Here is a 22,524-nt window from a genome sequence, read left to right as displayed (position 1 = left end):
GCTCGGCTCGCCAATCGCATTTTCTGATGTGTTGAATTATTTGTTTCGATGATGCAATGCAAAAACATATATTAATCAATAACATATAGTCGTGTTTTTACTCGAAATCGCCCCTGGGAATGAAAATGGGCGGGGACAACCCCGCCCATGGTCAGGCAATCAGATCGGCAATACCGTCTTGCCGTACGATTCGTTGATGACTTCGGCCGCGGCCAGATAGAAAGCCAGCGCGGCGGTGACCATGCCCAGATAGCCGCCGAGCACGCCCAGGCTCGCCAAACCGAACAGATCCTTGAAGGCGAGCAGGAAGAAGGTCACCGTCAAGGCGGTAAAGATCAGCTTGAGCGCGGTGTTCTTTTTGAGCGACGCCACCCACAGCATGGCGGTGAACAGGCCCCACAGCAGCAGATACCAGCCGACGAACGCGCCTGGCACCTTGTTGGCGAAGAACACGACGAACAGAGCGAAGGTCCACCAGAACGAGCCATAACCGCAGAACGCGACGAACCCGAAGGTGTTGCCGCGCGGCATTTCCATCAATCCGGCGAAGAATTGCGCCGTGCCGCCGAACGCGAACGCGCAGGCGAGCACCATCGGCACCGCGTCACCGCTGAACCAGCCGGCGTTGACCATGCTGAGCAGCCATGTCGTGAGGGCGAAACCGCAGAGCCCGAGAGGGGCGGGGTTGGCCAGTTTGTTGTCCATGTGTGCGTCTCCTTGTGTAGTGTGAGTGATGCAGTCCCATGCCAGTCAGGCATCGTGGTGGATCAAACAAAGGAATGAATCGAATTGCTGGTCCGTTTGTTGTTATTCAGGCGTGGTATCGCCCGCGGCGGTCTTTTGCCCGCGTAGATTCCGCGGGGGGGCGCCGCTTGCTGCAACATATGTGATGTGCATGGATGCTGGCCAATCGCATTTTTTGATGTCGCAAATTTGTGTGACCGATGATGCGTCGCAAAAAATCATATAAATCATTGTAATAGAGTAGATTTTTTGCTCCATTTTGGTGTTTTTCTCTGACGGAAGATGGACCGGGGCCAGGCATAACGGCTGCGTTGTAGTCAAAATGCATAGCTGCTATGCTCGTTGCCATCAAAACATGGGAAACAGGGAGCGGCTCGCGCGGCGGGTGAGATCGCCATGGAAATCTATCAACTGCGCACTTTCGTCACCGTGGCGCAGCAAGGGCATTTGACCCAGGCTGCCGAACAGTTGCATCTGTCGCAACCGGCGGTGACCGCGCAAATCAAGGCGTTGGAAGAAGAGGTCGGACTGCCGTTGTTCGAGCGCACGGCCGGTGGCGTCACGCTGACGCTGGCGGGCCAGGAGCTGTTGCCGCGCGCGCAGTCGATTTTGGCATCGGCGCGGCAACTGGTCGATCATGCGCGCGGCCTGAAAGGACAGCCCGCCGGACTCGCGCGCATTGGCACCTCGTTGTCGCCGGATTGGCTGCGCGTTGGCCCGTGGGTGGCGCGACTGACGCAGCGTTATCCGCTGCTGGACTTGCGTTTGTCGCAAGGCGTGACCATCGACGTGCTCAACAAAGTGCGCAAGCACGAGTTCGAAGCCGGTTTCTTCCTGGGCAAGAACCCTTACGCCAACGTCAACAGCATTTTGCTGTGCCGCTTGCCTTTCGTGCTGGCCATGCCGTGCGCCTGGCGCGAGCGCCTCGACGGCGGGCAGATTCGCGAGCTCGGTAAACTGCCGTGGATCGGCCTGTCACAATTCTCCAGCTTTCATCGTCTTACCAGCGAACTGTGGCGCGAACTCTCCATCGCGCCGCGCAAGGTGGCTGAATGCGACCATCTCGACACGCTGGTGTCGCTCGTGACCGCCGGTGTCGGCGTTGGCCTCCTGCGCGAGGAGATTGCGCTGGGCCTGGAAGCGGAAGGCGCGCTCTATGTGGTGCCGGGCGTGCGTAAGCGCTACGATCTGCAGTTCATCTACCCCGCGGACCGCGAGAGCGATCCGGTCATCCGGCTGTTGCTCGACACGTTAAACGAGGTCTGGCAGTTGCACGATCCCGAAGTGCTCGGTCATCGCTAACTCTTTCATCCCGGCGGAGCGCGCATGCAAGCCTATTTTGAAACCCTGGACCATCATCGTCGCTGCCTGAGCGCGGCACAGCGCGAGGTCTGCCAATCGGTGATGGAGGCGTTCGGCTCCGCCATGTCTTTGCAAGGCCAGGATCTGCAGCACCACGTCGACGACGCGCTCAGCGCCTCGTTGACGCTGTGGCAAGTGCAGGCCGATACCCAGCGCGACATGCAGCGGGCGGTGGAGCAATGGCTGAGCGCGGTGCACGCGTTCTGGCTCACGCCGTGGCAGGATGACGATTATCCGTTCACCCGCGCGCTGCGGCTCTCCGACGCGTCCTGCGGCGCCATCGCCAAAATGACGCGCCAAGTCAGTCATTTCGCCACCGTGCGCTTGTCGGCCGCGGCGGTCAACGCGGCGCGAGAGGCGCGCCGCGCGTGGGAAAGCGGGCAGGGCGCGGCGGCGCCTGCTGGCGGCTATCCGCGCAAGAGCGGTTGTGGCCGCGCCAAGTGACGGGCCCGGCAGGCGGATAGCCCTACTATCATCCACGTTTTTATCCCCTCGTCCGCCCGCTAAAATCCGGGCATGAGCCATCCTTTGCCCCCCTTCGGCCGCCGGTTTCTCGACCTGCCCGAGACCTTCTGGCGCCGCGTGCGCCCCACGCCGCTGTCCGACCCGTATTGGGTGGCGCAAAACGCCCCGTTAGCCGCCGAGCTGGGGCTTTCCGCGGCGACGCTCGACGCCCATCTCGCGCTCTTCGCCGGTAACGACGTGCCGGCGGACATGACGCCGTTGGCGGCGATCTACGCCGGCCATCAGTTCGGCGTCTACGTGCCGCAGCTCGGCGACGGCCGGGCGCTGCTCTTGGGCGATCTGCCGCTTGGCGGCGAACGCATGGAGCTGCAGTTGAAAGGCGCTGGGCGCACGCCGTTCTCGCGCATGGGCGACGGCCGCGCGGTGCTGCGTTCCAGCATCCGCGAGTACCTGTGCTCCGAGGCCATGCATGGCTTGGGCATTCCGACCACGCGCGCGCTGTGCCTGGCGGGGTCGGACGAGACGGTCTGGCGCGAGACGGCCGAGACCACGGCGGTATTGACGCGGGTCGCGCCGAGCTTTGTGCGCTTCGGTTCGTTCGAGGTGTTCTATCATCGCGGTCAGCACGACGCGGTGCGCGAGCTGGCCGATTATCTGCTGCAACACCACTTTGCCGAATGCCGGGACGCCGACCGGCCTTATCTGGCGATGTTCACCGAGGTCGCGCGCCGCACCGCCGAATTGGTCGCCGCCTGGCAGGCGGTCGGCTTCTGCCATGGCGTGATGAACAGCGACAACATGTCGATGCTCGGCCTGACGCTCGACTACGGGCCGTTCGGCTTTCTGGACGCTTTCGACGCCGCGCACATCTGCAACCACTCCGACCACGCCGGCCGCTATGCCTATAACCAGCAGCCGCGCATCGCGCATTGGAATCTGTACTGTCTGGCCAGCGCGCTCACGCCGCTGGTCGAGGAAGCCGACCTGCGCGCGGTGCTGGATCAATTCCCCGACGCGTTCAGCCGCGCTTTTCTCGATCGCTTCCGCGCCAAGCTCGGGCTCTTCGTGGCGCGCGAGGGGGACGACGAGCTGGTGCAGGCGCTGCTCTTGTTGTTGCATGGCCAGTCCGCCGATTTCACCGTGTTCTTCCGCCGTTTGAGCCGGTTTGACGGGCAGGGGGCGGGTGACGACGTGGCGGCGCTCTTCGCCGAGCCGGAAGCCTGGCGCGCCTGGTGCGATCGCTATCGCGCGCGGCTCGCCGACGAGGGGAGCGTCGACGCCGAGCGGCAGGCGGCGATGCTGGCGGTCAATCCGAAATATATCTTGCGTAACTATTTGGCCGAACAGGCGATCGCCCAAGCGCGCGACGCGCGCGACTTCGGCGAGATCGAACGCCTGCGGCAGTGTCTGTCGCGGCCATTCGACGAGGCCCCGGCGTTCGAGGACTACGCGGCGCTGCCGCCCGAGTGGGCGGGCGAGATCTGCTTGAGCTGTTCCAGCTGATAAAGAGATGGCGTGTACGTGCGTTGCTTCGCGAACGCACGGCTACAGGGTGAACGTCGCCGCCGTGTCAGGGCAGCGCGTGCGCGCCGATGCCGTGGCCGTCGATGGCCAGATAGCCGCCTTGGCCGTCATGCCAGTCGGCGATGACCCAGCGTTGGGTCTGGCGCTCGCCGCGCTCGACCACATGGACCGCCGGCCGGTGGGTATGACCGTGCACCAGTACCGGCCAGCCGTGGGCATCCAGCAGTGCCAGCACCGCCGCGTCGGTGACGTCCGAGATGGCGGTCAGGCCGGTCTGGCGCTTTGCCGCCTCGCTTTCCTGGCGCGCCATGCGCGCGATCAGGTGCCGTTCGGCCAGCGGCCGCGCCAGCATCGCCTGCTGCCAGGCGGGCGAGCGGCTTTGCGCGCGGAATTGCTGGTAGGCGGTGTCGTCGGTGCACAGCGCGTCGCCGTGGCTTAACAGATAACGCGCGCCGCCGACCACGAGCGGATGCGGATCGGACAGTAGCCGCGCGCCGCTGGCGCGGGCAAAGCCTTCACCCAGCAGAAAATCCCGATTGCCGTGCATGACGTACAGCGGCGTCTTGTCGGCGAACGCGCGCATGGCCGCCAGCGTGTCGCGCAAGAACGGCGAATCGTCATCGTCGCCGACCCAGTATTCGAACAAATCTCCCAGGATGTACAAGGCGTCGAGCTGACCCTGCCAGGCTTGCAGCGTGCCGAGGAACAGTGCGGTGAGTTCGGGCGTGTCGTCGGAAAGGTGGAGATCGGAAATCAGGTGGATGGCCATGGCGGCTCCGAAGGGCGTCGGGAAGCGCCCCCCGAGGGCGGGGGGCGCGGTGAATCAGGCGGCGTCGATCACTTCGGCCTTAAGGATGGTGACCGGTTCCTTGGGCACGTCCTGGTGACCGCCGTGGCGGCCGGTCGGCACGGTCTTGATGCGATCGACCACTTCCTTGCCATCAACGACCTCGCCGAACACGGCATAGCCCCAGCCCTGAGCGGTCGGAGAGGTGTGGTTGAGGAAGTCGTTGTCGGCGACGTTGATGAAGAACTGGGCCGAGGCCGAGTGCGGGTCCATGGTGCGCGCCATGGCGATGGTGTAGGTCTTGTTGCCCACGCCGTTATTGGCTTCGTTCTTGATCGGCTCGCGGGTTTCCTTTTGTTCCATATCGGCGGTGAAGCCGCCGCCCTGGATCATGAAGCCGTTGATGACGCGATGAAAGATGGTGCCGTCGTAGTGGCCGTCGCGCACGTACTGTTCGAAGTTGGCGGCGGTGTCCGGCGCGCGGTCATGATACAGCTCGAGCATGATGTCGCCGAGGTTGGTGGTCAGTTTGATCATGAGGTCTTCCTTGGGTATGGCAGTGTGGGACACACGGCAGTCAATGGATGGGGATCAGCCCTTGATCGAGGCCTTGATGATGATCACCGGTTTTTCCGGTACGTCGGACATCATGCCGACGTCCACGGTTTTCATGTGCGAGATACGCATTACCACGTCCATCCCGCGCGTGACTTTGCCGAATACCGCGTAACCGATGCCCTCGGGGCTGCTGTCACGGAAATTCAGCGGGTCGTTGTTGGCCACGTTGATAAAAAACTGCGAGGTGGCTGAATTGGGTTCGGGCGTACGCGCCATGGCAATGGTGCCGGCGGTGTTTTTCAGGCCATTGGCGGCCTCGTTGGCGATCGGCGCGCGGGTCGGGCGTTGCTTGAGCTGGGCATCAAAACCGCCGCCCTGGATCATGAAGCCCTCTATAACACGGTGGAATACAGTACCATTGTAATGGCCAGATTTGACATAGGCCAGAAAATTGGCAACGGTTTTAGGTGCGTGCGCCTGATCAAGCGTAATCTCGATATTGCCCACATTGGTGTCGAGTTCCACGACCGGGGCGGCCAATGCCAAAGTTGGCAGGAGCGCGAGGAGCGCGAGCACTTTTTTCATTGCTTGATTCCAGCTGCGGTTGAGACCGGGATTGAGACCGGGAGAGTGTAGCACAGCCATGGCGGGTTTCCGGCAAGTGTTTCAGGTGAATCAGACTGCTTCGGCAGCTATGTCGTTAACGTAAACAGAAAGAAATGAAGTCATGATCGCTTTTCGTCCACGTTTGCTGGACTGCCTTGCCGGCTATGACCGGCTGACCTTCCGTCACGACTTGATGGCGGGGCTGACGGTGGGGATCGTTGCCTTGCCGCTGGCCATGGCGTTTGCCATGGCCTCCGGGGTGACGCCGCAGGCCGGGATTTTCACCGCGGTCGTCGGCGGCTTGCTGGCGGCGCTGTTCGGCGGCACGCGGCTGTCCGTCACCGGTCCCACCGGCGCATTCATCGTCATTCTATACGGCATCGTGCTGAAGTACGGCGTGGCCAATCTGATGATCTGCACGATGATGGCCGGGGTGATGTTGATCTTGATGGGCGTGCTGCGCCTGGGGCAGGTGATCCGCTTCTTCCCGATGCCGCTGATTACCGGCTTTACCAACGGCATTGCGCTGTTGATCTTTCTAACGCAGCTGAAGGACTTTTTCGGCTTGCCGGTCGCGCATATGCCGTCAGGCTTCTTCGCCGTGGCGGTCACGCTGCGCCAGTCGCTGCCGCATCTCGATCCGACCACCACGGTGGTGGCGGTCGTCACGCTGGCGGTGATTCTGTTCTGGCCGCGCCGCCTCAACAAGATTCTTCCCTCGCCGTTCGTTGCCTTGGTGTTGGGCACGGTGGCCTGTACGCTGCTGCATGTGCCGCTGGCGACCATCGGCACCAAGTTCGGCGCGATCCCGCAGGGCTTGCCGAAGTTGACCGTGCCGGCGCTGGATTTCAACCACCTCTCCGACCTTTTGGCGCCGGCCTTCACCATCGCGCTCTTGGGCGCGATCGAATCGCTGTTGTGCGCGGTGGTGGCCGACACCATGACCAACGACAAGCACGACGCCAACCAGGAACTGATGGCTCAGGGCATCGCCAATCTGGTGTCGCCGCTGTTCGGCGGCATTCCGGCCACCGGCGCGGTGGCGCGCACGGCGACCAGCATCAGCAACGGCGGCCGCACGCCGGTGGCGGCCGTGGTGCACGCGGTGGTGCTGCTGTTGATCCTGCTCATTGCCGCGCCGCTGGCATCGTACATTCCGCTGGCGGTGTTGGCGGCGATCCTGGTGTCGGTGTCGCTGAAAATGGGCGATTGGGACGTGCGCAAGGCCAAACTGTTCCCGCGGCGCGATACCGCGATCCTGATCGTCACCTTCGTGCTGACCGTGACCTTCGATCTGACGGTGGCGGTGGAGATCGGGTTGTTGATGGCGGCGGTGTTCTTCATTCAGAACATGGCGCGCAATACCGGCGTGCATCTGCTCAAGCCGGAATACGCGCAGCTGTTCGAGCGTCATTCGATTGCCGGCAAGACCGTGCCGGCCGGCTGCGCCGCCTTCCGCATCGAGGGCGCGCTCTTCTTCGGCGCGGCCGATACGGTCGAGCAACTGCTGCATCAAGCGCCCGATGCGCGCGTGATCATTCTGCAGTTGCACCGGCTGGTGCTATTGGACACCACCGGCTTATTGGCGCTCGATAGCCTCAACAGCAAGCTGCGCGAGCAGGGCCGCGCGCTGATCCTCTGCGGCGCGGCGCCCGAGGTGGTGCAGATGTTGGTCGGTTCCCGCCTGGCGGCCGATATGGGCGAGAGCAACTTGCAGCCGGACCTGGCCGCCGCCCTGACGCGCGCCGAGACCTTGCTGACAGACGGGGTGGTGTGGGGGTGAACGGCCGGGAGGATCGGTTCGCGCTGGATAGAATTTGACCAGTGCGACAAACCTTCGGCGAGACAGGCAATTAACAGGGTTGTCCACAGGCTTATCCCCGTTTGCTGTGGGCAACCTGAAATCATCATTTGAGTTATATGTTTATGACTCTGGTCTAAATGACAGGGGATCTGCCATTTTTCTCCTTGTGGCGGATGTTTGCGAGGAACTTTTGCCGGTCTTGTAGTGACTAAGTATGTTCTTTTTGTGGGTAGAATTTGACCAGTGCGTCAAACCCATGGCGCGACAGGCAATTAACAGGGTTATCCACAGTGTTATCCCGATTTTTTTGTGAACAACCCGGTGGGGAATGTCATTAAGGGGAGTAGGGAGTGGGGAGTAGTAAAACCGGGCGTCGGGGCAACACCTTGAAAGCGGGAGTGGAGGCGAGCTTTTACTCCCGCCGTTAAGGTTTTGCTTTTACTCCCGCCGTTAAGCCTGTGCGATCTTTGACTGCGGGAGTAACGGCAATACCTTGAAAGCGGGAGTGGGGGTGGCGTTTACAGTACGACGCCCGACGCCCGACCGTCAGCCCAGCGCTTCCAGCGCCTCCTGCACCGCCAGCCAGTCTTCTTCCACCTGTTCCAGTTGCGCGCTGACTTCTCCTTGGCGTTTGACGCAGACGGTCAGCCGCTCGCGGTTGCTGTCCGCATAGGCTTCGGTCGAGGCCAGAAACGCGTCCAGTTCCGACTTCTCCGCGCCGAGCGCCTCTAGCTCGCGCTCAAGCTTGGCGAGCCGTTGCTGCAGCGGCTTGCGTTCTCGCGACAGCCGTTGCCGCTCTTCCGCCTCGAGACGCTTTTGCTCCTTGCGGTTGACGCTGGCGTCGCCGCCGGCCGGACGGACATCCTCGGCCAGCTGCGCGAGCCGCCACTGGCGATAGTCCTCCAGGTCGCCGTCGAACGGCCGCACCGTGCCCCCGGCCACCAGCCAGAAGCTGTCGGTGGTGCTCTCCAATAGCGCGCGGTCGTGCGATACCACCAATAGCGCGCCGGGAAAGTCCTGCAAAGCCATGGTCAGCGCGTGGCGCATTTCCAGGTCGAGGTGGTTGGTCGGTTCGTCCAGCAGCAGCAGATTCGGCCGGTCCCAGACGATCAGCGCCAGCGCGAGCCGCGCCTTCTCCCCGCCGGACATCGGTCCGACCGGGTCGTTGACCATGTCGCCGCGGAAATTGAAGCCGCCGAGGAAGCTGCGCAGCTCCTGCTCGCGCGCCTGCGGCGCCTTCTTTTGCAGATGCCACAACGGCGATTCGTCCAGCCGCAGGTGCTCCAGCTGGTGCTGGGCGAAATAGCCGATGCGGATCGTGGGCGAAGCGATGCATTGGCCGGACAAGGGCGCGAGTTCGCCTGCCAGCACCTTCACCAGGGTCGACTTGCCGGCGCCGTTGACGCCCAACAGGCCTATGCGGCTGCCGGCCTCGACCGACAGGGCGACGCCGGACAGAATGGCGCGGCCGTTGTAGCCTGCGGCGACCTCGTCCAGGCGCAACAGCGGATTGGGCAGACTATCGGGCGTGGCGAAATGAAAGTCGAACGGAGAATGCACATGCGCCGGCGCAATGCGCTCCAGCTTTTCCAGCGCCTTGACGCGGCTTTGCGCCTGGCGCGCCTTGCTGGCCTTGGCCTTGAAGCGGCGGATGAAATTTTCCAGATGCGCGATTTGCAGCTGCTGCTTGTCGAAGTCGGCCTGCTGACGCGTCATGCGCTCGGCGCGCATGACCTCGAACTGGCTGTAGTTGCCGGTGTAGAGCGTCAGGTCCTGTTGCGCCATCTCGACGATATGGCTGCAGATCGCGTCGAGAAAGTCGCGGTCGTGCGAGATCACCAGCAGCGTGCCGGGGTAGCTTTTCAGCCATTCCTCCAACCACAGCACGGTTTCCAGGTCGAGGTGGTTGGTCGGTTCGTCCAATAGCAGCAGGTCGGAGCGGCACATCAGCGCCTGCGCCAAGTTCAGCCGCATGCGCCAGCCGCCGGAGAAGCTGGAGACCGGCCGCGCGTGCTCGTCCGTATCGAAACCCAGGCCGCCCAACAGCCGCGCGGCGCGCGCCGGCGCGCTGTAGGCGTCGATATGCGCGAGCGCGTCGTGAAGATGGCCCTGGGCCATGCCGTCGCCGGCGGCTTCTGCCGCGGCGAGGCGCGCTTCGAGCGCGCGCAGCTCGCTGTCGCCGTCGAGCACGAAATCGAGCGCGCTTTGCGCGAGGGCAGGCGTTTCCTGCGCCACGTGGGCGATCACCCAATGAGGCGGAATCTCGGCGCCGCCGGCATCGGCGTGCAACTCGCCGCGCAACAGCGCGAACAGGCTGGATTTGCCGACGCCGTTGGCGCCGGTGAGCCCCGCCTTGTAACCGGGATTCAGGGTCAGCGTGGCGTCGTTGAGCAGTTCTTTCAGGCCGCGCCGAAGCGCGAGATGCTTAATTTGTATCATGGCGGTGCAAAGTGCCTCTAAGCGGCAGGGAGGCTCGCCAGGTCCCAACGCGGTTTGACGCTGAAGCCGGCGGCGGGGTGGGCGAAGGCGAGGCGCATGGCGCCGGCGAAGGCGATCATGGCGCCGTTGTCGGTACAGAGCGCCAAAGGCGGATAGAAAACGTCGAATTTGCGCCGAGAGGCGGCCAAGTCGAGGGCGGTGCGCAATTGGCGGTTGGCGCCGACGCCGCCGGCGACGACCAGACGCTTCATGCCGGTCTGTTTGAGCGCCTTGAGCGATTTCTTCACCAGCACCTCGACGATGGCCTCCTGGAAGGCGCGGCAGATGTCGTTGCGCGTGGCGTCGTCGATGGCGCCGTTCTGGGCCTCTTGCTGGCGCACCAGTGTCAACACCGCGGTTTTCAGGCCGGAAAAACTCATGTCGAGGTCGGGCGAGTTGAGCATCGGCCGCGGCAGGGTGAAGCGCGCGGGATCGCCGCTTTCCGCCAGCCGCGATAGCGTCGCGCCGCCGGGGTAGTCGATGCCGAGAAGCTTGGCGGTCTTGTCGAAGGCCTCGCCGGCGGCGTCATCCAGCGTTTCGCCCAACACTTCGTAGTGGCCGATGCCATGGACCGCCATCAACTGAGTATGGCCGCCGGACACCAAGAGCGCGAGAAACGGGAAAGCCGGCCGCGGCTCGGCCAGCAGCGGCGAGAGCAAGTGGCCTTCGAGGTGATGCACGGCGATGACCGGAATGTCGAGACCGAACGCCAGCGCGTTGGCCACGCTGGTGCCCACCAAGAGGGCGCCGCCGAGCCCGGGGCCCTGGGTGTAGGCGATGGCGTCCACGTCGGTCAGGCGAAGCCCGGTCTCGGCGAGGCAGGCCTCGGTCAGCGGAATGACGCGGCGGATGTGGTCGCGGCTGGCGAGTTCCGGCACCACGCCGCCGTATTCGGCGTGCATGGCCATCTGTGTGTGCAAATGGTGCGCGACCAGGCCGCGTTCGCTGTCGTACAGCGCAACGCCGGTTTCATCGCAGGAAGATTCGATACCCAGTACCAGCATGATGCTCCGCGAGCCGTCTCGGCTGCTTATAACAAAGAAAGCTTTCCATTCTACCGGTGAATCTTTGAAGCCCCAAATCGATCATGTTATTTTCAGGTCATTAATCAAGGGGAATGAGATGAAAGCTGCATTGCAATGGGTCGATGGCGTGTGCTTCATGGGCGAATCGGGCAGCGGCCACGCGGTGGTGATGGATGGCGCGCCGGAAGGCGGCGGGCGCAATCTGGGGCCGCGGCCCATGGAGCTGTTGTTGCTCGGCACCGCCGGCTGCACCAGCTACGACGTCATCACCATTCTGAAGAAGGCGCGCCAGGACGTGCGCGATTGCCGGGTATCGATCGAGGCCGAGCGCGCGGACACCGATCCCAAGGTGTTCACGCGCATCCATTTCCACTTCGAGTTGACCGGGCGCGATTTGAAGCCGGAGGCGGTCGAGCGTGCGCTATCGCTGTCGGCCGAGAAGTATTGTTCGGCGTCGATCATGCTCGGCAAGACCGCCGAGATCAGTCACGACTACGTGCTGCGCGAAGCGTAAAGCGACGCGAGCAGATAGCCGGCGGTACTCAATGCCGTGATCCAGAAGCTGGTTGGCCAATCGGTGACGTAGGCCAGCGTGATGCCGAGCCAGGTTTCCGCCAGCGCGATCGACGCGGCCAGCACAATGCCGGGACCGAGGCGGACCGTGAGCTTCTGCGCCGTGGCGCCCGGCCCGACCATCAGCGTAAATACCAGCAGCACACCAACGATCTGCACCGAGGCGGCGGTCGCCAGCGCGACAATCGCCAAAAACAGCATCGACACCCGACGCAGCGACACCCCTCTGGCTTCGGCGAGCTCGGGCTGCAGACTGACGAACAGCAGCGGCCGCGCGAGCAGCGCCAGCACCGCCAGGCTCACCAGCGCCATGAGCGTGAGCCACCACAGCGTGTCGACGTCGACGCCGAGCACGTTGCCGAACAACAGCGCGGTCGCCTGCGTGGCGTAGCTGGTGTAGAAGTGCAGAAACAGCATGCCGAGCCCCAGCGACAGGGATAGCACCGAGCCGATGGCGATGTCGCTGCCTTGCAGCCGATCGCCGAGATAACCCATGGCCACGCCGCTGGCCAAGGTGACCGCGATCATGCCGCCCATCGGTGACGCGCCCACCAGCGCGGCGCCGGTGGCGCCGGCGAAGCCGACGTGCGACAGCGCGTGCCCGGCGAACGTTTGGCCGCGCAGTACCAGAAAATAACCCACAACGCCTGCCAGCAGGGCAACGATGCCGCCGGCGATCAGCGCATGCTGCATGAAGTCGTATTCAAGCATCGTGACAGTGCTCCTCTTTCTCGACGTCGACTTCGCCGGACATGACAAAGACGCGCCCGTTTTGGCGTACCACGTCGATCGGCGCGCCATACAAGCGCGACAGCACGTCGGGCTGGATCACCTCGTCGACCGGGCCCAACGCCAGGTGGCCGTGGCCGAGATACAGCACTTGATCGATGGCGGGTAGGAGCGGATTGAGTTCATGCGCGGAGAATAGCACCGTGATGCCGAGCGCTTCGCGCACCTGGCGCACCAGCTCGATCACGCCATGCTGATGGCGCGGGTCGAGACTGATGAGCGGTTCGTCCAGCAACAACAGCCGTGGGCGGCCGATCAGCGCTTGAGCGAGCAGCAGACGTTGGCGTTGGCCGCCGGACAGCTCGGCGAGCGGCCGGCGCGCCAAATCGCGGGCGTCGACCAGTTCGAGCGCGCGGTCGACGTCGAGCCACGCTTGCCGATTGAGCCGGGGCCAGCCCCAGCGGTGCCCATGTAGCGCGATGGCGACGAAATCGCGTCCGCACAGCCTGAGGCTTGCGTTGGCGCTGCGCACCTGAGGCATATAGCCGATGTCGGGGTTGCCGCGCAGGCCGCTTTGGCCGAGCACGGTGATCTGACCGGCATCCGGGCGGATCAGTCCGAGAATGGCGCGCATCAGCGTGGTTTTGCCGGCGCCGTTGGGGCCGAGCACGCCGATGAACTGGTTTTGTTCGACCATCAGGCTGACATCGTCGAGTACCCGGCGGTCGCGGAATGTCACGGTGACCCGATCAAGACGCAAAACTTCCATTTAATGACTCAGCGCTTTCTCCAATACGTCCAATTGTGACAGCATCCAATCCTGGTAATGCCGGCCGGCCGGCATGGTTTCGCTGACGCCGACGACGGCGACGCCGGATTGCTGCGCCAGCTTCTGCATGCGCTTGGCCGATGCGTCGGAGGCTTGGTTGTTATAGAACAGCACGCTGACTTGGCGGGTCTTCAAATCGTGTTCGAAGGCGGCGACGTCGGCGGCGCTCGGTTCGGTGTTGTTCATGACGGCCAGCTGGAAGCGCGCGTTGCGCATCGAGAGGCCGAGCGCCTGCGCCATGTAGCCGAACACAGGCTCGGTGGCGGTGACCGTCTTGCCGGCGGTGCGACCGCGCAGCGCTTGAACGCGCGCTTGAATGACGCCGAGGCGTGCAAGCACTTGCGTCAGATTGCGCTGGTAGTCGGCGCGATGCGCGGGATCGATGCGCGTCAGGTTGCCCGCGATGGCGCGAGCGACGGCCGGCATCGTGGCGGGATCGTACCATAGATGCGGATTATCGCCGGATTTCTTGCCCAAGAGTTTCCCGGCGACGATCTCGGCGCGGTTGGGTGCGCGCGCGGCCGACAGCAGCTTGTCCATCCAGGGATCGTAGTCGACGCCATTGTAGACGACCAGGCGGGCGGCGCTCAGCGCGCGCGCCGTGGAGGCGCTGGCCTCGAACAGATGCGGGTCTTGGTCGGGATTGTTCATGATGCTCGTGACCTGCACCAGCGGGCCGCCGACCTGTTGCGCCAGATCGCCGTAGAAATTTTCCGCGGCGACGACCGTGACCGGCTGCGCCGCGCCGGCCCAGGGGGCGAGAGAAAGGAGCAGAGCCGCTAGGGCGAGACCTTTGCGTTGTGAGGACATGGCATTCTCCGATGTTATGTTATAACGGCTGGCAAAATGTTACGGTATAACATCCTGTCGGTCAATCGCGGGCGTGGGGCAAGACGAGGGGGTGGGGCAAAAAAAATGAGCCGCAAAGGCGGCTCATAAGACGTTAGTTCTCCAGCTCAAATCTGCTCCCGAACCCATCTGTACGGAGCAGCCTCTCGTGTTGGCGAAAGACGGTTCGATAGTGCCTGAAAGGGGTGTCGCGCTGTAAATCGTGGCGAAAAAATGATAGTTTATGTCGCGAAAATGTATATTAGCTGGTGTGTTAACGTGGGTTTAATAGCCATGCGTGAAATTTATGGCAGTACTATTGACCAATAGGTTGCAGTGAATGTAGTGATATATGCTTTATATATGACATGGGCAAGTTAATTGCACTTTAACAACAATTTTGAGCAGTAAGCTTTGGCTGCGCTCTCGCTTTGGCGGCGCGGATCTCGCCTGTTGCGCCGTGTGCGGCCGGAAACTGGCGCTTTTTTGCTGCTGAAAGCGTAAAATACTGCGGCTTGCTTCGCTTTTTTCAATGTTTTGACATAAGATACGCGCTTTGCCATCGCGTCGATGGCAAGATGTGGCAACGGTCTGGACGCAGTATCGGGCGGACCGCAGACGGGCGGCTGGGCCGCCGGGGCATTAACTGAATAGATTGAAGTTTTCATGAAGCCAAATACCGAAACGGCACTGGGCGCCGCGCTCAAATCCGCGGTTCAAAGTCTGAGCAAGAAGAAGCAGACCGAGATGATCGCGGAACATGTTTATAGTAAGTTCGACGTATTCCGACAGTTTCGCCCTCTGGCGCTTGGCATTCACGAGAGTCTGATTGCCGCCTTGCCGCAGTTCGACCCGGTGTTGATCGCCCGCGTGGTCGCCAATCACTGCCGTAAGCCGCGCTACATCAAATCGGTGGCGCGCGGCGGCAAACGGTTCGATTTGAACGGCAAGCCGTCCGGCGAAGTCAAGCCGGAAGAAAAGCGGGCGGCAGAGCTGCAATCGCTGCCGAAGCCTACCGCGGCGCCGGGGTCTGTCGCGCCGGCAGCGCAAAGCGCGCCGCCGGCCGAAGCCGAGTAAGCGTTCGCGCCGAGAAGCCACCGCAGGGAAACCTCGGTGGCTTTTTTGTTTTGGTCCGCGTTTTTTGTCGTGAGGTCTGCATGCATTGGATCCTGGCGCCCGATGCCTTCAAGGGCTGTCTGTCGGCGCATCAAGTGGCGCACGCCATGGCCAGCGGCATTTTGCGCGCCGATCCGACCGCGCAGTGCACGCTGCAGCCGATGGCGGATGGGGGCGAGGGCACGCTGGCGGTCTTGCGGCATACGCTTGGCGGCCACTGGCAGCGGACCTGGGCCGACGATCTGAGCGGCCGCCAGCGCCAAGTCGCTTGTTTGCTGCTGGAAGACGGCACCGCCTTGATCGAAACGGCCCGCATCGTCGGCTTGCCGTTGGCGGGCGGAACCCCGTTGATGCAGCGCACGAGCCGCGGTGTCGGCCAGCTGATGCGCGCGTGCCTCGATGCCGGTTGCCGGCGGCTGGTGCTGACGCTTGGCGGATCGGGCACCAACGAGGGCGGCGCCGGCTGTCTCTCGGCGTTGGGCGCGGTGTGGCTCGACGCCCAGGAACAGGCGCTGGACGGCTCGCCGGCGTCGTTACCGCTTGCCGCGCGGGTCGATCTGACCGGGCTCGACCCGCGGCTTGGCCAGGTGCCGATCGAGGTATGGTGCGACGTCGACTGTCCTTTACTGGGCGAGCATGGCGCGACGCGCACCTTCGGGCGGCAAAAAGGCGCGGTGGCGTCGGATTTGCCGCAGTTGGAGGCGGCGCTGGCCCGCGTGGCCGATTTGCTCGCGCCCGATTTGGCCGTCGTGCCGGGTGCCGGCGCCGCCGGCGGCCTGGGTTTCGCTTTGCGCTTTCTCGGCGCCGCGAGCCGGCCCGGCGCGGCGGCGGTGGCCGATCTGTGCCGCTTCGATCAGGTGCTCGCCGGCGCGGACTGGGTGTTGACCGGCGAGGGGCGCTCCGATGCGCAGACGTTGGCGGGCAAGGCGCCGTGGGAAGTGGCGCGCCGCGCCCGCGCGGCCGGCGTACCGGTCAGCCTGCTCTCTGGCGGCGTCGAGGCGCTGCCGGCGCTTTCCGCCGCTTTCGACGGGACGTTTTCCCTGTGCCGCGGCCCGGTCACGCTGGCGTATGCCAAGGCCAACGCGGCGGCGCTGATCGCCGACACCGCGGAACAGATCGCGCGCCTGGCGCGCCGCTCACGTTAGGGACCCTCTGAACCCGTTATTTGCCACTGCGTTTGGTCAACAAGCGGCCGGCCGCAGTATTTGCAGTAGCGCGCGTCGCGGTCGTGCTCGCCGAGCGCGCAAGGGCGGCAGACCGCCTCGATGGCCTGCACGCCATCGCGCCGGGCGATTTCCGAACTGACGATGCCGGTGGGTACGGCGATCATGCCATAGCCGATAATCATCACCAGACTAGCCAGCGCCTGGCCGAGCGGCGTTTGCGGCGCGATGTCGCCATAGCCGACCGTGGTGAGCGTGACGATCGCCCAATAAATGCTGACCGGAATGCTGGTAAAGCCGTTTTCCTCCCCCTCGATGACGTACATCAGCGTGCCCAGTACCATCACCATGACCAGCGCCGCCACCAGAAAGACGGTGATCTTGCGCTGGCTCGCGCGTAGCGCGTCGCGCAGGCTCTGCGCCACCCCGAGATAGCGCGTCAGCTTGAAGACGCGGAACATGCTCAAGAGGCGCAGGATGCGGACCACCGACAAAAAGCGGCTTTGCGGCAGAAATAGCGCGATGTACTGCGGCAGGATGGCCAAGAGATCGATGATGCCGAAAAAGCTGCGCGCGTAGTGGAGCGGTTTTCTCGCACAAAATAGACGTAGCAGATATTCAACGGTGAAAAGCAGGGTGAGCCCCCAGTCGACGGCGTGCAACAGCGGCGCGTGCTCTGCGCGAATACTGGGCACGCTCTCCAGCGTGACTGTCAATACGGCCAGGAGGATGGCGGCGATCAGCACTTGATCGAACAGGCGGCCGCGCCAAGTGTCGGGCGCGAACAGCAGCGTGCGTAGTGTGCGCCGTAAGGCGCGAGCGAGGTCGGGCAAAGACATGAAGAGTAAGATTCCGACAGGTTGGTCAGCGGGCGGGAAACCCTTGAATGACGGAGTCTGACGCGGTGCGCGCGGGGATGGTTCCCTTTTGCGAGTTGTAATGTATTACACTCCAAAACATGAAAGCGCTGACGATCCTGTTGTTGACGTCGCTGATGCTGACCGGTTGCGGCAGCTTCAAACAATGGCCGAGTCCGATCTTTTCCGGACACGGCAGCGCGGCGCGTCCCGCCGCGGCGCAGCCGTCTCACGTCAGCCTGATTTTCCGCGAAGCCAACCGGCTTGCCGGCGAAGTCGAGGCCGGACGCCTGTCGCGGACCGAGGCGGCCGATCAGCTCAATGTGTACCGGGTGCGCGTGGCGGGGAGCAACCGCGTCGACGATTCGACCTTCGCCACTTACCGTTATCTGGCGATCTCGCGTGACCGCAACGAAATGACGGCCGAGGAGAGCCATGCGCGCATGGAGATGAAACTGCGCGATTGGCAACGCAAGTGGCCGGCATTGAGCAACCGCCCCGCCGATCCGGCGTTTACCAATTTCCTGATGCAGCTATTCGATCTGCCGCCGTTGCAAAACCCATCGCCATGAAACGCAAGACACCGACAAATTGCCCCTGTGGCCTCGCCACGGCCTACGCCGATTGCTGCGGACGCTATATCGACCACCCCGAGACGCCGGCGCCCACCGCCGAGGCGCTGATGCGCTCGCGTTACGTGGCTTATACCCGCCAGGCGGTCGACTATCTGCTGGCGACGTGGCACGCCGATAGCCGTCCGGATCGGCTCGATTTATCGGATGAAAGTCCGGCGCTGAAATGGATCGGGCTGGACGTGCTGCGCACGGCCGGGGGCGAGCCGGGCGATCTGGAGGGCGTCGTCGAGTTCGTCGCCCGCTACAAGCTCGGCGGGCGCGCGGCACGGCTGCACGAGGTTAGCCGTTTCGTCTCGGTCGACGGCCGCTGGTATTACCGTGACGGCGATCTGCGCGAGCAATAGCTTCGCTGCGGCGCGTGCGCCGGCTTGGGCTATAACGTGAATTATCCGTGAAGCGAGACGATTTCTCTCTGTGGCTAATAAATGCTTTTGAATCAAGCGTTTGAGTGGCATCAATCGCCTAAGATAAAAACACCATCCCGGCCGCCGGCCGACTATGCTTGGATAGAAGCCATTGAAGTGGGGGAGACGTAGGCGACAAGGAGGTGATGATCATGGGCGAGGCATTGAAGGGTCTCCTGGACGAATTGGAGGCCTGCCGCGGCGAGGATACCGCGTGCAAGCTGCTGTTGGGCGAGACGCCCCACAGCGTGCAACTGCCGATGGATGGACAGACGTGCCACGAACTCAAGGCGCTGGCCGAAGTGTTCGGCTGCGAGCCGGCGCATTTGGGGTTTGTGATTTTACGCTCGGCGTTGAAGGATATTCACGCCGGGCTCGACGATGATCTGGATGCGCTGGCGCGCTCGGCCAGGGAGGCCGCCGGATCGCATTGCTGCTTCTGAGCGCGAAGGAGACAAAAAGGGCGGTGACGCGTTGGCGTCATCGCCCTTTTGTTGGCACAAAAAAAAGACGTGGCGGCAAGGGGGAACCGCAACGCCTCAAGAAGGCGCCAGAGGCGCCAGGGTGATGTGTGCAGAAGCATCACCCTGAAATTATCGTAGGACATTAGGGCAAAAAAAGCGATGTATGAATTGGGGGTTCTTTTAGTTAAGTGATTGATAAAATGTAAAAAAACCGCGCTGGGCGCGGTTTTGCGGGGCGGCGCGACGGGGTCACGGTTTGGGCAGCGTGACGCCGCTTTGCCCCATGTATTTGCCCTGACGGTCGCGATACGACACGTCGCAGTCTTCGTCGGACTCGAAAAACAACACTTGCGCCACGCCTTCGTTGGCATAGATCTTGGCCGGCAGCGGCGTGGTGTTGGAAAACTCCAAGGTGACGTAGCCTTCCCACTCGGGTTCGAACGGCGTCACGTTGACGATGATGCCGCAACGCGCGTAAGTCGACTTGCCCAGGCATACCGTCAGCACTTGGCGCGGAATGCGGAAATATTCGACCGTGCGCGCCAGCGCGAACGAGTTGGGGGGGATCAGGCAAAAGCCTTTGCCGGAGACTTCGACGAACGATTGCGGGTCGAAATTCTTCGGGTCGACGATGGTGCTGTTGATGTTGGTGAACACCTTGAATTCGTCGGCGCAGCGGATGTCGTAGCCATAGCTCGACGTGCCGTAGGAAATGACCTTCTGGCCGTCCACGCTCTTGATCTGACCCGGCTCGAAGGGTTCGATCATGCCGTGCTCTTCTGCCATGCGGCGAATCCACTTGTCGGATTTGATACTCATTGCGTCGACTTCCTGAAGGTAAATGCGTCGATTTTACCCGGATGTGTTTAGCGCCGCCAGCGGCAGGGCCTGCTGGCGCAGATCAAATCGCCCGGTGGTCGGCTATGGCATACTGCGCGCTTTCATTGGTCGCAGGAGAAGGTGTCATGGCGGTGGATTTGTCGCTTCAATGGTTGGGGCTGTCGATGGCGTCCCCGCTTTACAACGCTTCCGGGGTGATGTGCCGCACCCGTGACGAGTTGGATGCCGTGGCCGGCTCGGCCGCCGGCGCGGTGATGACCAAGAGCTGCACGCTAGTAGCGCGCGAGGGCAACCCGGAGCCGCGCTACCGGGCAACGGCGTTGGGCAGCATCAACTCGATGGGGTTGCCCAACGAGGGTTATCAATACTATTTCGACTACGCCCAAGCTTTCGATTACCGCAAGCCGCTGTTCGTGTCGATTGCCGGCATGACGCTCGAAGACAACCTGTACATGCTGGCCGCCTTGCGCGACCTGCGCTTGCCGTGTCTGCCCGAAGTCAATCTGTCCTGCCCCAATCTGCCGGGCAAGCCGCAGCTGGCATACGATTTCGCCGCCACGGCCGAGGCGTTGGCGGCGTTCTGTCAGGTGTATCCGGGGCCTTTCGGGGTCAAATTGCCGCCGTATTTCGATCCGGTGCATTTCGCCCAGATGGCGGCGTTGCTCAACCGTTTCGATAGCCTGCGCTTCGTGACTTGCATCAATTCGGTCGGCAACGGGCTGTTGATCGACCTGGAGAGCGAAACCACGCTGATCAAACCCAAGGGCGGTCTCGGCGGGCTCGGCGGCGACTATGTGCTGCCGACGGCACTGGCGAACGTGCGCGAGTTCGCGCGCTTGATGCCGGAGAAACACGTCATCGGTTGCGGCGGCATCAAGAGCGGCGCGGAAGCCTTCATGCATATCCTGTGCGGCGCCACGGCGGTGCAGCTGGGCACCTGCTTGCAGGAAGAGGGCGTGGCGGCCTTCGCGCGCATCGAGCGCGAATTGGCGGACTTGATGGCGGCCAAGGGCTACACGACGCTGGCGGATTTCCGCGGCCGGCTGAAGACGTTTGATTGATTACTATAAGTAAACAATAACTGCACATTTGCATGATTTGTTGATCTACAAATTCGTACTATGATTAGGACTAATACGAACTAACTGGACATCGCATCATGCAAACCTTCACGCAACCCGCTCTGTTTGTGTCGCATGGCGCGCCCACGCTGGCGCTGGAAGATAGCCCGACCGCCCGTTTCCTCGATGAGTTCGGGCGGTCGCAACCTCGCCCGGCCGCGGTCGTCGTGATTTCGGCGCACTGGGAGAGCGCGCGTCCGCTGATGGCGACGCAGGCGGCGCCCGGCACGATCCACGATTTCGGCGGTTTCCCGCGCGCGCTGTATTCGCTGCGCTATCCGGCACAAACGACGGCGCCTTGGCTCGAACGGGTGCGTGCCGCCTTGTCGGCCGGTGGTTTCGCCTTGGAGGACGACGCCGCGCGCGGGCTCGATCACGGCGCTTGGACGCCGCTGATGCGGCTTTTCCCCGAGGCGGATGTGCCGGTGGTGAATCTGTCGCTGCCGCGCAACCTGGACGAGGCGGGTCTACGCGCCTTCGGCCGCGCTCTGCGGCCGCTGCGCGACGAGAACATCCTGATTCTTGCCTCCGGCAGCTACACCCATAATCTGTGGCAGATGCAGCCCGACGGCAGCGAGCCGCCGGCCTGGGCGCGCGAATTCGCCGGCTGGGTCGACGCGCGGCTGCTGGCGCGGCAGGATGAAATGCTCGACGATTGGCTCCGCCAAGCACCGCAGGCGCGCACCAATCACCCCAGCGACGAACATTTCCTGCCGCTGTTCATCGCGCTCGGCGCGGCCAGCGACGGCGTGGCGCCGACGCGCATCCACGACGATTGGCGCTATGGCGGCTTGTCGATGGCGTTGTGGCGGTTTGATTAAACTTTCCTATGTTGCGATGGGGAATGGCTTGGGCGAGGATCGTGCCCATGAGTTACCGTCGCGCATGGTGTCCTGGCGGCACCTATTTTTTCACGGTCAATCTGCAAAAACGGCGTAACAACGCGCTGTTGATCGAGCAGATTGACCGTTTGCGTGCGTCGGTTCGCGCCGTGAAACGTCGTCACCCCTTTATCATCCATGCATGGGTTGTTCTGCCCGATCACCTTCATTGCATTTGGCAACTACCGGAGGGGGACGAAGATTTTGCGTCACGCTGGCGTTTGATTAAGTTACAGTTCTCGCGCGGTGTGCCCCATGACGATATGGACAGCGCCTCCCGGCGTAGCAGAGGGGAGCGATGTATCTGGCAACGCCGTTATTGGGAACATCTGATCCGCGATGATGAGGATTTCACGGCGCACATGGATTACATCCATATCAATCCGGTCAAACATGGCCTGGTGAAGCGCGTGGCCGACTGGCCTTACTCAACGTTTCTCCGATTGGTGGCGCAGGGTGTGTATCCGCTCGATTGGGCGGGCAACGGCGCCGATTTACCTTATCTGGATTAGGACAGGTGTAGCGTGCGTTCGCGCAGCAACGCACGGCTACCCCTCGGTGCATGAATGCCGTGCGTTGCCTGCGGCGAACGCATGCTACAACCACTCGTCAACGGGCCTATCGACCTGTTCATCATGATTGCCCGCCGCGGCTGTGGCATCATGCCCATCTGTTAAGCCGAAAAGCTTATAAAAACCAATAAACTACCCCAACCGCGATGATTCGACAGT

24 protein-coding genes and 1 pseudogene are annotated in these 22,524 nt (G+C 62.8%); 13 read left to right on the top strand and 12 right to left on the bottom strand.

All coding sequences use genetic code 11. The annotated features are described in order from the left end of the window. Positions 1-159 precede the first annotated feature (159 nt). Positions 160-705 (bottom strand): acetate uptake transporter, encoded by a 546-nt coding sequence (locus tag JOZ06_RS02330; RefSeq protein WP_293228256.1) that lies wholly within the window; start codon positions 703-705, stop codon positions 160-162. Positions 706-1,140: 435 nt separating this feature from the next. Here JOZ06_RS02330 and JOZ06_RS02325 point away from each other — a divergent pair, with 435 nt between their 5' ends. From JOZ06_RS02325 to JOZ06_RS02315, 3 genes are all read left to right on the top strand, one after another. Further along, on the top strand, positions 1,141-2,046 hold the full coding sequence (locus JOZ06_RS02325) for a LysR family transcriptional regulator (RefSeq protein WP_293228255.1): 906 nt from the start codon (positions 1,141-1,143) through the stop codon (positions 2,044-2,046). Positions 2,047-2,070: 24 nt separating this feature from the next. Next, entirely contained in the window at positions 2,071-2,550 is a 480-nt protein-coding gene (locus JOZ06_RS02320) for a hypothetical protein (protein WP_293228253.1), read from the top strand. Between the two features lie 72 nt (positions 2,551-2,622). Further along, positions 2,623-4,074, top strand: coding sequence for a protein adenylyltransferase SelO (locus JOZ06_RS02315; RefSeq protein ID WP_293228251.1), 1,452 nt, complete (start codon positions 2,623-2,625; stop codon positions 4,072-4,074). A 67-nt stretch (positions 4,075-4,141) separates the two neighbouring features. Here JOZ06_RS02315 and JOZ06_RS02310 read toward each other — a convergent pair whose 3' ends face one another. Genes JOZ06_RS02310 through JOZ06_RS02300 form a run of 3 tightly spaced genes read right to left on the bottom strand, consistent with a single transcriptional unit; the run spans position 4,142 to position 6,025 of the window. Beyond that, positions 4,142-4,864, bottom strand: coding sequence for a UDP-2,3-diacylglucosamine diphosphatase (locus tag JOZ06_RS02310; RefSeq protein ID WP_293228249.1), 723 nt, complete (start codon positions 4,862-4,864; stop codon positions 4,142-4,144). A gap of 54 nt (positions 4,865-4,918) precedes the next feature. Beyond that, positions 4,919-5,419 carry a peptidylprolyl isomerase gene (locus JOZ06_RS02305; RefSeq protein ID WP_293228248.1) on the bottom strand — a complete coding sequence of 167 codons (501 nt, stop codon included), beginning with the start codon at positions 5,417-5,419 and terminating at the stop codon, positions 4,919-4,921. A gap of 54 nt (positions 5,420-5,473) precedes the next feature. Continuing rightward, on the bottom strand, positions 5,474-6,025 hold the full coding sequence (locus JOZ06_RS02300) for a peptidylprolyl isomerase (RefSeq protein WP_293228246.1): 552 nt from the start codon (positions 6,023-6,025) through the stop codon (positions 5,474-5,476). A gap of 142 nt (positions 6,026-6,167) precedes the next feature. Here JOZ06_RS02300 and JOZ06_RS02295 point away from each other — a divergent pair, with 142 nt between their 5' ends. Then, positions 6,168-7,829, top strand: a complete 1,662-nt coding sequence (locus JOZ06_RS02295) for a SulP family inorganic anion transporter (RefSeq protein ID WP_293228244.1) — start codon at positions 6,168-6,170, stop codon at positions 7,827-7,829. Between the two features lie 567 nt (positions 7,830-8,396). On the opposite strand, the gene JOZ06_RS02290 is transcribed toward JOZ06_RS02295, so the two are convergent. Both JOZ06_RS02290 and tsaD read right to left on the bottom strand, forming a co-directional pair. Further along, the gene (locus JOZ06_RS02290) at positions 8,397-10,289 is read right to left on the bottom strand and encodes an ATP-binding cassette domain-containing protein (RefSeq protein WP_293228243.1); all 1,893 of its coding nucleotides are present in this window, start codon (positions 10,287-10,289) and stop codon (positions 8,397-8,399) included. A gap of 17 nt (positions 10,290-10,306) precedes the next feature. After that, positions 10,307-11,332, bottom strand: coding sequence for a tRNA (adenosine(37)-N6)-threonylcarbamoyltransferase complex transferase subunit TsaD (gene tsaD, locus JOZ06_RS02285; RefSeq protein ID WP_293228241.1), 1,026 nt, complete (start codon positions 11,330-11,332; stop codon positions 10,307-10,309). A gap of 118 nt (positions 11,333-11,450) precedes the next feature. Between tsaD and JOZ06_RS02280 the strand changes: the two genes are divergently transcribed. Then, entirely contained in the window at positions 11,451-11,867 is a 417-nt protein-coding gene (locus tag JOZ06_RS02280) for an OsmC family protein (protein ID WP_293228239.1), read from the top strand. Here JOZ06_RS02280 and JOZ06_RS02275 read toward each other — a convergent pair. The 4 genes from JOZ06_RS02275 to JOZ06_RS02260 all read right to left on the bottom strand — a co-directional run bounded on the left by JOZ06_RS02275 (position 11,846) and on the right by JOZ06_RS02260 (position 14,980). Beyond that, entirely contained in the window at positions 11,846-12,637 is a 792-nt protein-coding gene (locus tag JOZ06_RS02275; RefSeq protein ID WP_293228237.1) for a metal ABC transporter permease, read from the bottom strand. The genes JOZ06_RS02280 and JOZ06_RS02275 overlap by 22 nt on opposite strands. Beyond that, positions 12,630-13,424, bottom strand: coding sequence for an ABC transporter ATP-binding protein (locus tag JOZ06_RS02270; RefSeq protein WP_293228235.1), 795 nt, complete (start codon positions 13,422-13,424; stop codon positions 12,630-12,632). Before JOZ06_RS02270 ends, JOZ06_RS02275 begins: the two co-directional genes overlap by 8 nt. Beyond that, a complete protein-coding gene (locus tag JOZ06_RS02265) occupies positions 13,425-14,294 on the bottom strand; it encodes a metal ABC transporter solute-binding protein (RefSeq protein WP_293228233.1) in 870 nt (289 codons plus the stop codon). It abuts the gene before it with no gap. Between the two features lie 395 nt (positions 14,295-14,689). After that, positions 14,690-14,980 (bottom strand): hypothetical protein, encoded by a 291-nt coding sequence (locus JOZ06_RS02260; protein WP_293228231.1) that lies wholly within the window; start codon positions 14,978-14,980, stop codon positions 14,690-14,692. On the opposite strand from JOZ06_RS02260, the pseudogene JOZ06_RS02255 reads away from it, so the two are divergent. Next, positions 14,979-15,305 (top strand): annotated as a pseudogene (locus JOZ06_RS02255) (ProQ/FINO family protein); the annotation flags it as partial. The gene JOZ06_RS02260 and the pseudogene JOZ06_RS02255 overlap by 2 nt on opposite strands. A 164-nt stretch (positions 15,306-15,469) precedes the next feature. After that, positions 15,470-16,573: a glycerate kinase gene (locus tag JOZ06_RS02250; protein WP_293228230.1), complete on the top strand. Its 1,104-nt coding sequence runs from the start codon at positions 15,470-15,472 to the stop codon at positions 16,571-16,573. Here JOZ06_RS02250 and JOZ06_RS02245 read toward each other — a convergent pair. Next, positions 16,570-17,430: an ion transporter gene (locus tag JOZ06_RS02245; RefSeq protein ID WP_293228228.1), complete on the bottom strand. Its 861-nt coding sequence runs from the start codon at positions 17,428-17,430 to the stop codon at positions 16,570-16,572. The genes JOZ06_RS02250 and JOZ06_RS02245 overlap by 4 nt on opposite strands. Positions 17,431-17,549: 119 nt before the next feature. Between JOZ06_RS02245 and JOZ06_RS02240 the strand changes: the two genes are divergently transcribed. The 3 genes from JOZ06_RS02240 (at position 17,550) to JOZ06_RS02230 (ending at position 18,930) form a co-directional block, all read left to right on the top strand. Beyond that, positions 17,550-18,020: a hypothetical protein gene (locus JOZ06_RS02240; RefSeq protein WP_293228226.1), complete on the top strand. Its 471-nt coding sequence runs from the start codon at positions 17,550-17,552 to the stop codon at positions 18,018-18,020. Further along, entirely contained in the window at positions 18,017-18,427 is a 411-nt protein-coding gene (locus JOZ06_RS02235) for a YchJ family protein (protein ID WP_293228224.1), read from the top strand. Before JOZ06_RS02240 ends, JOZ06_RS02235 begins: the two co-directional genes overlap by 4 nt. 212 nt (positions 18,428-18,639) lie before the next feature. Further along, positions 18,640-18,930 (top strand): hypothetical protein, encoded by a 291-nt coding sequence (locus JOZ06_RS02230; RefSeq protein ID WP_293228222.1) that lies wholly within the window; start codon positions 18,640-18,642, stop codon positions 18,928-18,930. A gap of 270 nt (positions 18,931-19,200) precedes the next feature. Here the strand turns inward: JOZ06_RS02230 and dcd are convergent, their stop codons facing one another. Next, positions 19,201-19,770, bottom strand: a complete 570-nt coding sequence (gene dcd / locus JOZ06_RS02225) for a dCTP deaminase (protein ID WP_293228220.1) — start codon at positions 19,768-19,770, stop codon at positions 19,201-19,203. A 146-nt stretch (positions 19,771-19,916) separates the two neighbouring features. On the opposite strand from dcd, the gene JOZ06_RS02220 reads away from it, so the two are divergent. The 3 genes from JOZ06_RS02220 (at position 19,917) to JOZ06_RS02210 (ending at position 22,305) form a co-directional block, all read left to right on the top strand. Next, complete coding sequence (locus tag JOZ06_RS02220; protein WP_293228219.1) at positions 19,917-20,852, top strand: dihydroorotate oxidase; 936 nt, start codon at positions 19,917-19,919, stop codon at positions 20,850-20,852. Between the two features lie 98 nt (positions 20,853-20,950). Next, complete coding sequence (locus JOZ06_RS02215; protein WP_293228217.1) at positions 20,951-21,733, top strand: class III extradiol ring-cleavage dioxygenase; 783 nt, start codon at positions 20,951-20,953, stop codon at positions 21,731-21,733. 47 nt (positions 21,734-21,780) lie between these two features. Further along, complete coding sequence (locus JOZ06_RS02210; protein ID WP_293228215.1) at positions 21,781-22,305, top strand: transposase; 525 nt, start codon at positions 21,781-21,783, stop codon at positions 22,303-22,305. Positions 22,306-22,524 lie beyond the last annotated feature (219 nt).

This window comes from Paludibacterium sp., assembly GCF_019232825.1.
Lineage (GTDB): Bacteria > Pseudomonadota > Gammaproteobacteria > Burkholderiales > Chromobacteriaceae > Paludibacterium.
Note: the sequence above shows the minus strand (reverse complement) of the source record. Positions and strands in the feature narration are given on the sequence as shown.

Excerpts from the sequence above, each read along its gene's own strand:
- JOZ06_RS02330 (WP_293228256.1), bottom strand. The coding sequence starts at position 705 with ATGGACAACAAACTGGCCAACCCCGCCCCTCTCGGGCTCTGCGGTTTC.
- JOZ06_RS02325 (WP_293228255.1), top strand. The coding sequence starts at position 1,141 with ATGGAAATCTATCAACTGCGCACTTTCGTCACCGTGGCGCAGCAAGGG.
- JOZ06_RS02320 (WP_293228253.1), top strand. The coding sequence starts at position 2,071 with ATGCAAGCCTATTTTGAAACCCTGGACCATCATCGTCGCTGCCTGAGC.
- JOZ06_RS02315 (WP_293228251.1), top strand. The coding sequence starts at position 2,623 with ATGAGCCATCCTTTGCCCCCCTTCGGCCGCCGGTTTCTCGACCTGCCC.
- JOZ06_RS02310 (WP_293228249.1), bottom strand. The coding sequence starts at position 4,864 with ATGGCCATCCACCTGATTTCCGATCTCCACCTTTCCGACGACACGCCC.
- JOZ06_RS02305 (WP_293228248.1), bottom strand. The coding sequence starts at position 5,419 with ATGATCAAACTGACCACCAACCTCGGCGACATCATGCTCGAGCTGTAT.
- JOZ06_RS02300 (WP_293228246.1), bottom strand. The coding sequence starts at position 6,025 with ATGAAAAAAGTGCTCGCGCTCCTCGCGCTCCTGCCAACTTTGGCATTG.
- JOZ06_RS02295 (WP_293228244.1), top strand. The coding sequence starts at position 6,168 with ATGATCGCTTTTCGTCCACGTTTGCTGGACTGCCTTGCCGGCTATGAC.
- JOZ06_RS02290 (WP_293228243.1), bottom strand. The coding sequence starts at position 10,289 with ATGATACAAATTAAGCATCTCGCGCTTCGGCGCGGCCTGAAAGAACTG.
- tsaD (WP_293228241.1), bottom strand. The coding sequence starts at position 11,332 with ATGCTGGTACTGGGTATCGAATCTTCCTGCGATGAAACCGGCGTTGCG.
- JOZ06_RS02280 (WP_293228239.1), top strand. The coding sequence starts at position 11,451 with ATGAAAGCTGCATTGCAATGGGTCGATGGCGTGTGCTTCATGGGCGAA.
- JOZ06_RS02275 (WP_293228237.1), bottom strand. The coding sequence starts at position 12,637 with ATGCTTGAATACGACTTCATGCAGCATGCGCTGATCGCCGGCGGCATC.
- JOZ06_RS02270 (WP_293228235.1), bottom strand. The coding sequence starts at position 13,424 with ATGGAAGTTTTGCGTCTTGATCGGGTCACCGTGACATTCCGCGACCGC.
- JOZ06_RS02265 (WP_293228233.1), bottom strand. The coding sequence starts at position 14,294 with ATGTCCTCACAACGCAAAGGTCTCGCCCTAGCGGCTCTGCTCCTTTCT.
- JOZ06_RS02260 (WP_293228231.1), bottom strand. The coding sequence starts at position 14,980 with ATGAAAACTTCAATCTATTCAGTTAATGCCCCGGCGGCCCAGCCGCCC.
- JOZ06_RS02250 (WP_293228230.1), top strand. The coding sequence starts at position 15,470 with ATGCATTGGATCCTGGCGCCCGATGCCTTCAAGGGCTGTCTGTCGGCG.
- JOZ06_RS02245 (WP_293228228.1), bottom strand. The coding sequence starts at position 17,430 with ATGTCTTTGCCCGACCTCGCTCGCGCCTTACGGCGCACACTACGCACG.
- JOZ06_RS02240 (WP_293228226.1), top strand. The coding sequence starts at position 17,550 with ATGAAAGCGCTGACGATCCTGTTGTTGACGTCGCTGATGCTGACCGGT.
- JOZ06_RS02235 (WP_293228224.1), top strand. The coding sequence starts at position 18,017 with ATGAAACGCAAGACACCGACAAATTGCCCCTGTGGCCTCGCCACGGCC.
- JOZ06_RS02230 (WP_293228222.1), top strand. The coding sequence starts at position 18,640 with ATGGGCGAGGCATTGAAGGGTCTCCTGGACGAATTGGAGGCCTGCCGC.
- dcd (WP_293228220.1), bottom strand. The coding sequence starts at position 19,770 with ATGAGTATCAAATCCGACAAGTGGATTCGCCGCATGGCAGAAGAGCAC.
- JOZ06_RS02220 (WP_293228219.1), top strand. The coding sequence starts at position 19,917 with ATGGCGGTGGATTTGTCGCTTCAATGGTTGGGGCTGTCGATGGCGTCC.
- JOZ06_RS02215 (WP_293228217.1), top strand. The coding sequence starts at position 20,951 with ATGCAAACCTTCACGCAACCCGCTCTGTTTGTGTCGCATGGCGCGCCC.
- JOZ06_RS02210 (WP_293228215.1), top strand. The coding sequence starts at position 21,781 with ATGAGTTACCGTCGCGCATGGTGTCCTGGCGGCACCTATTTTTTCACG.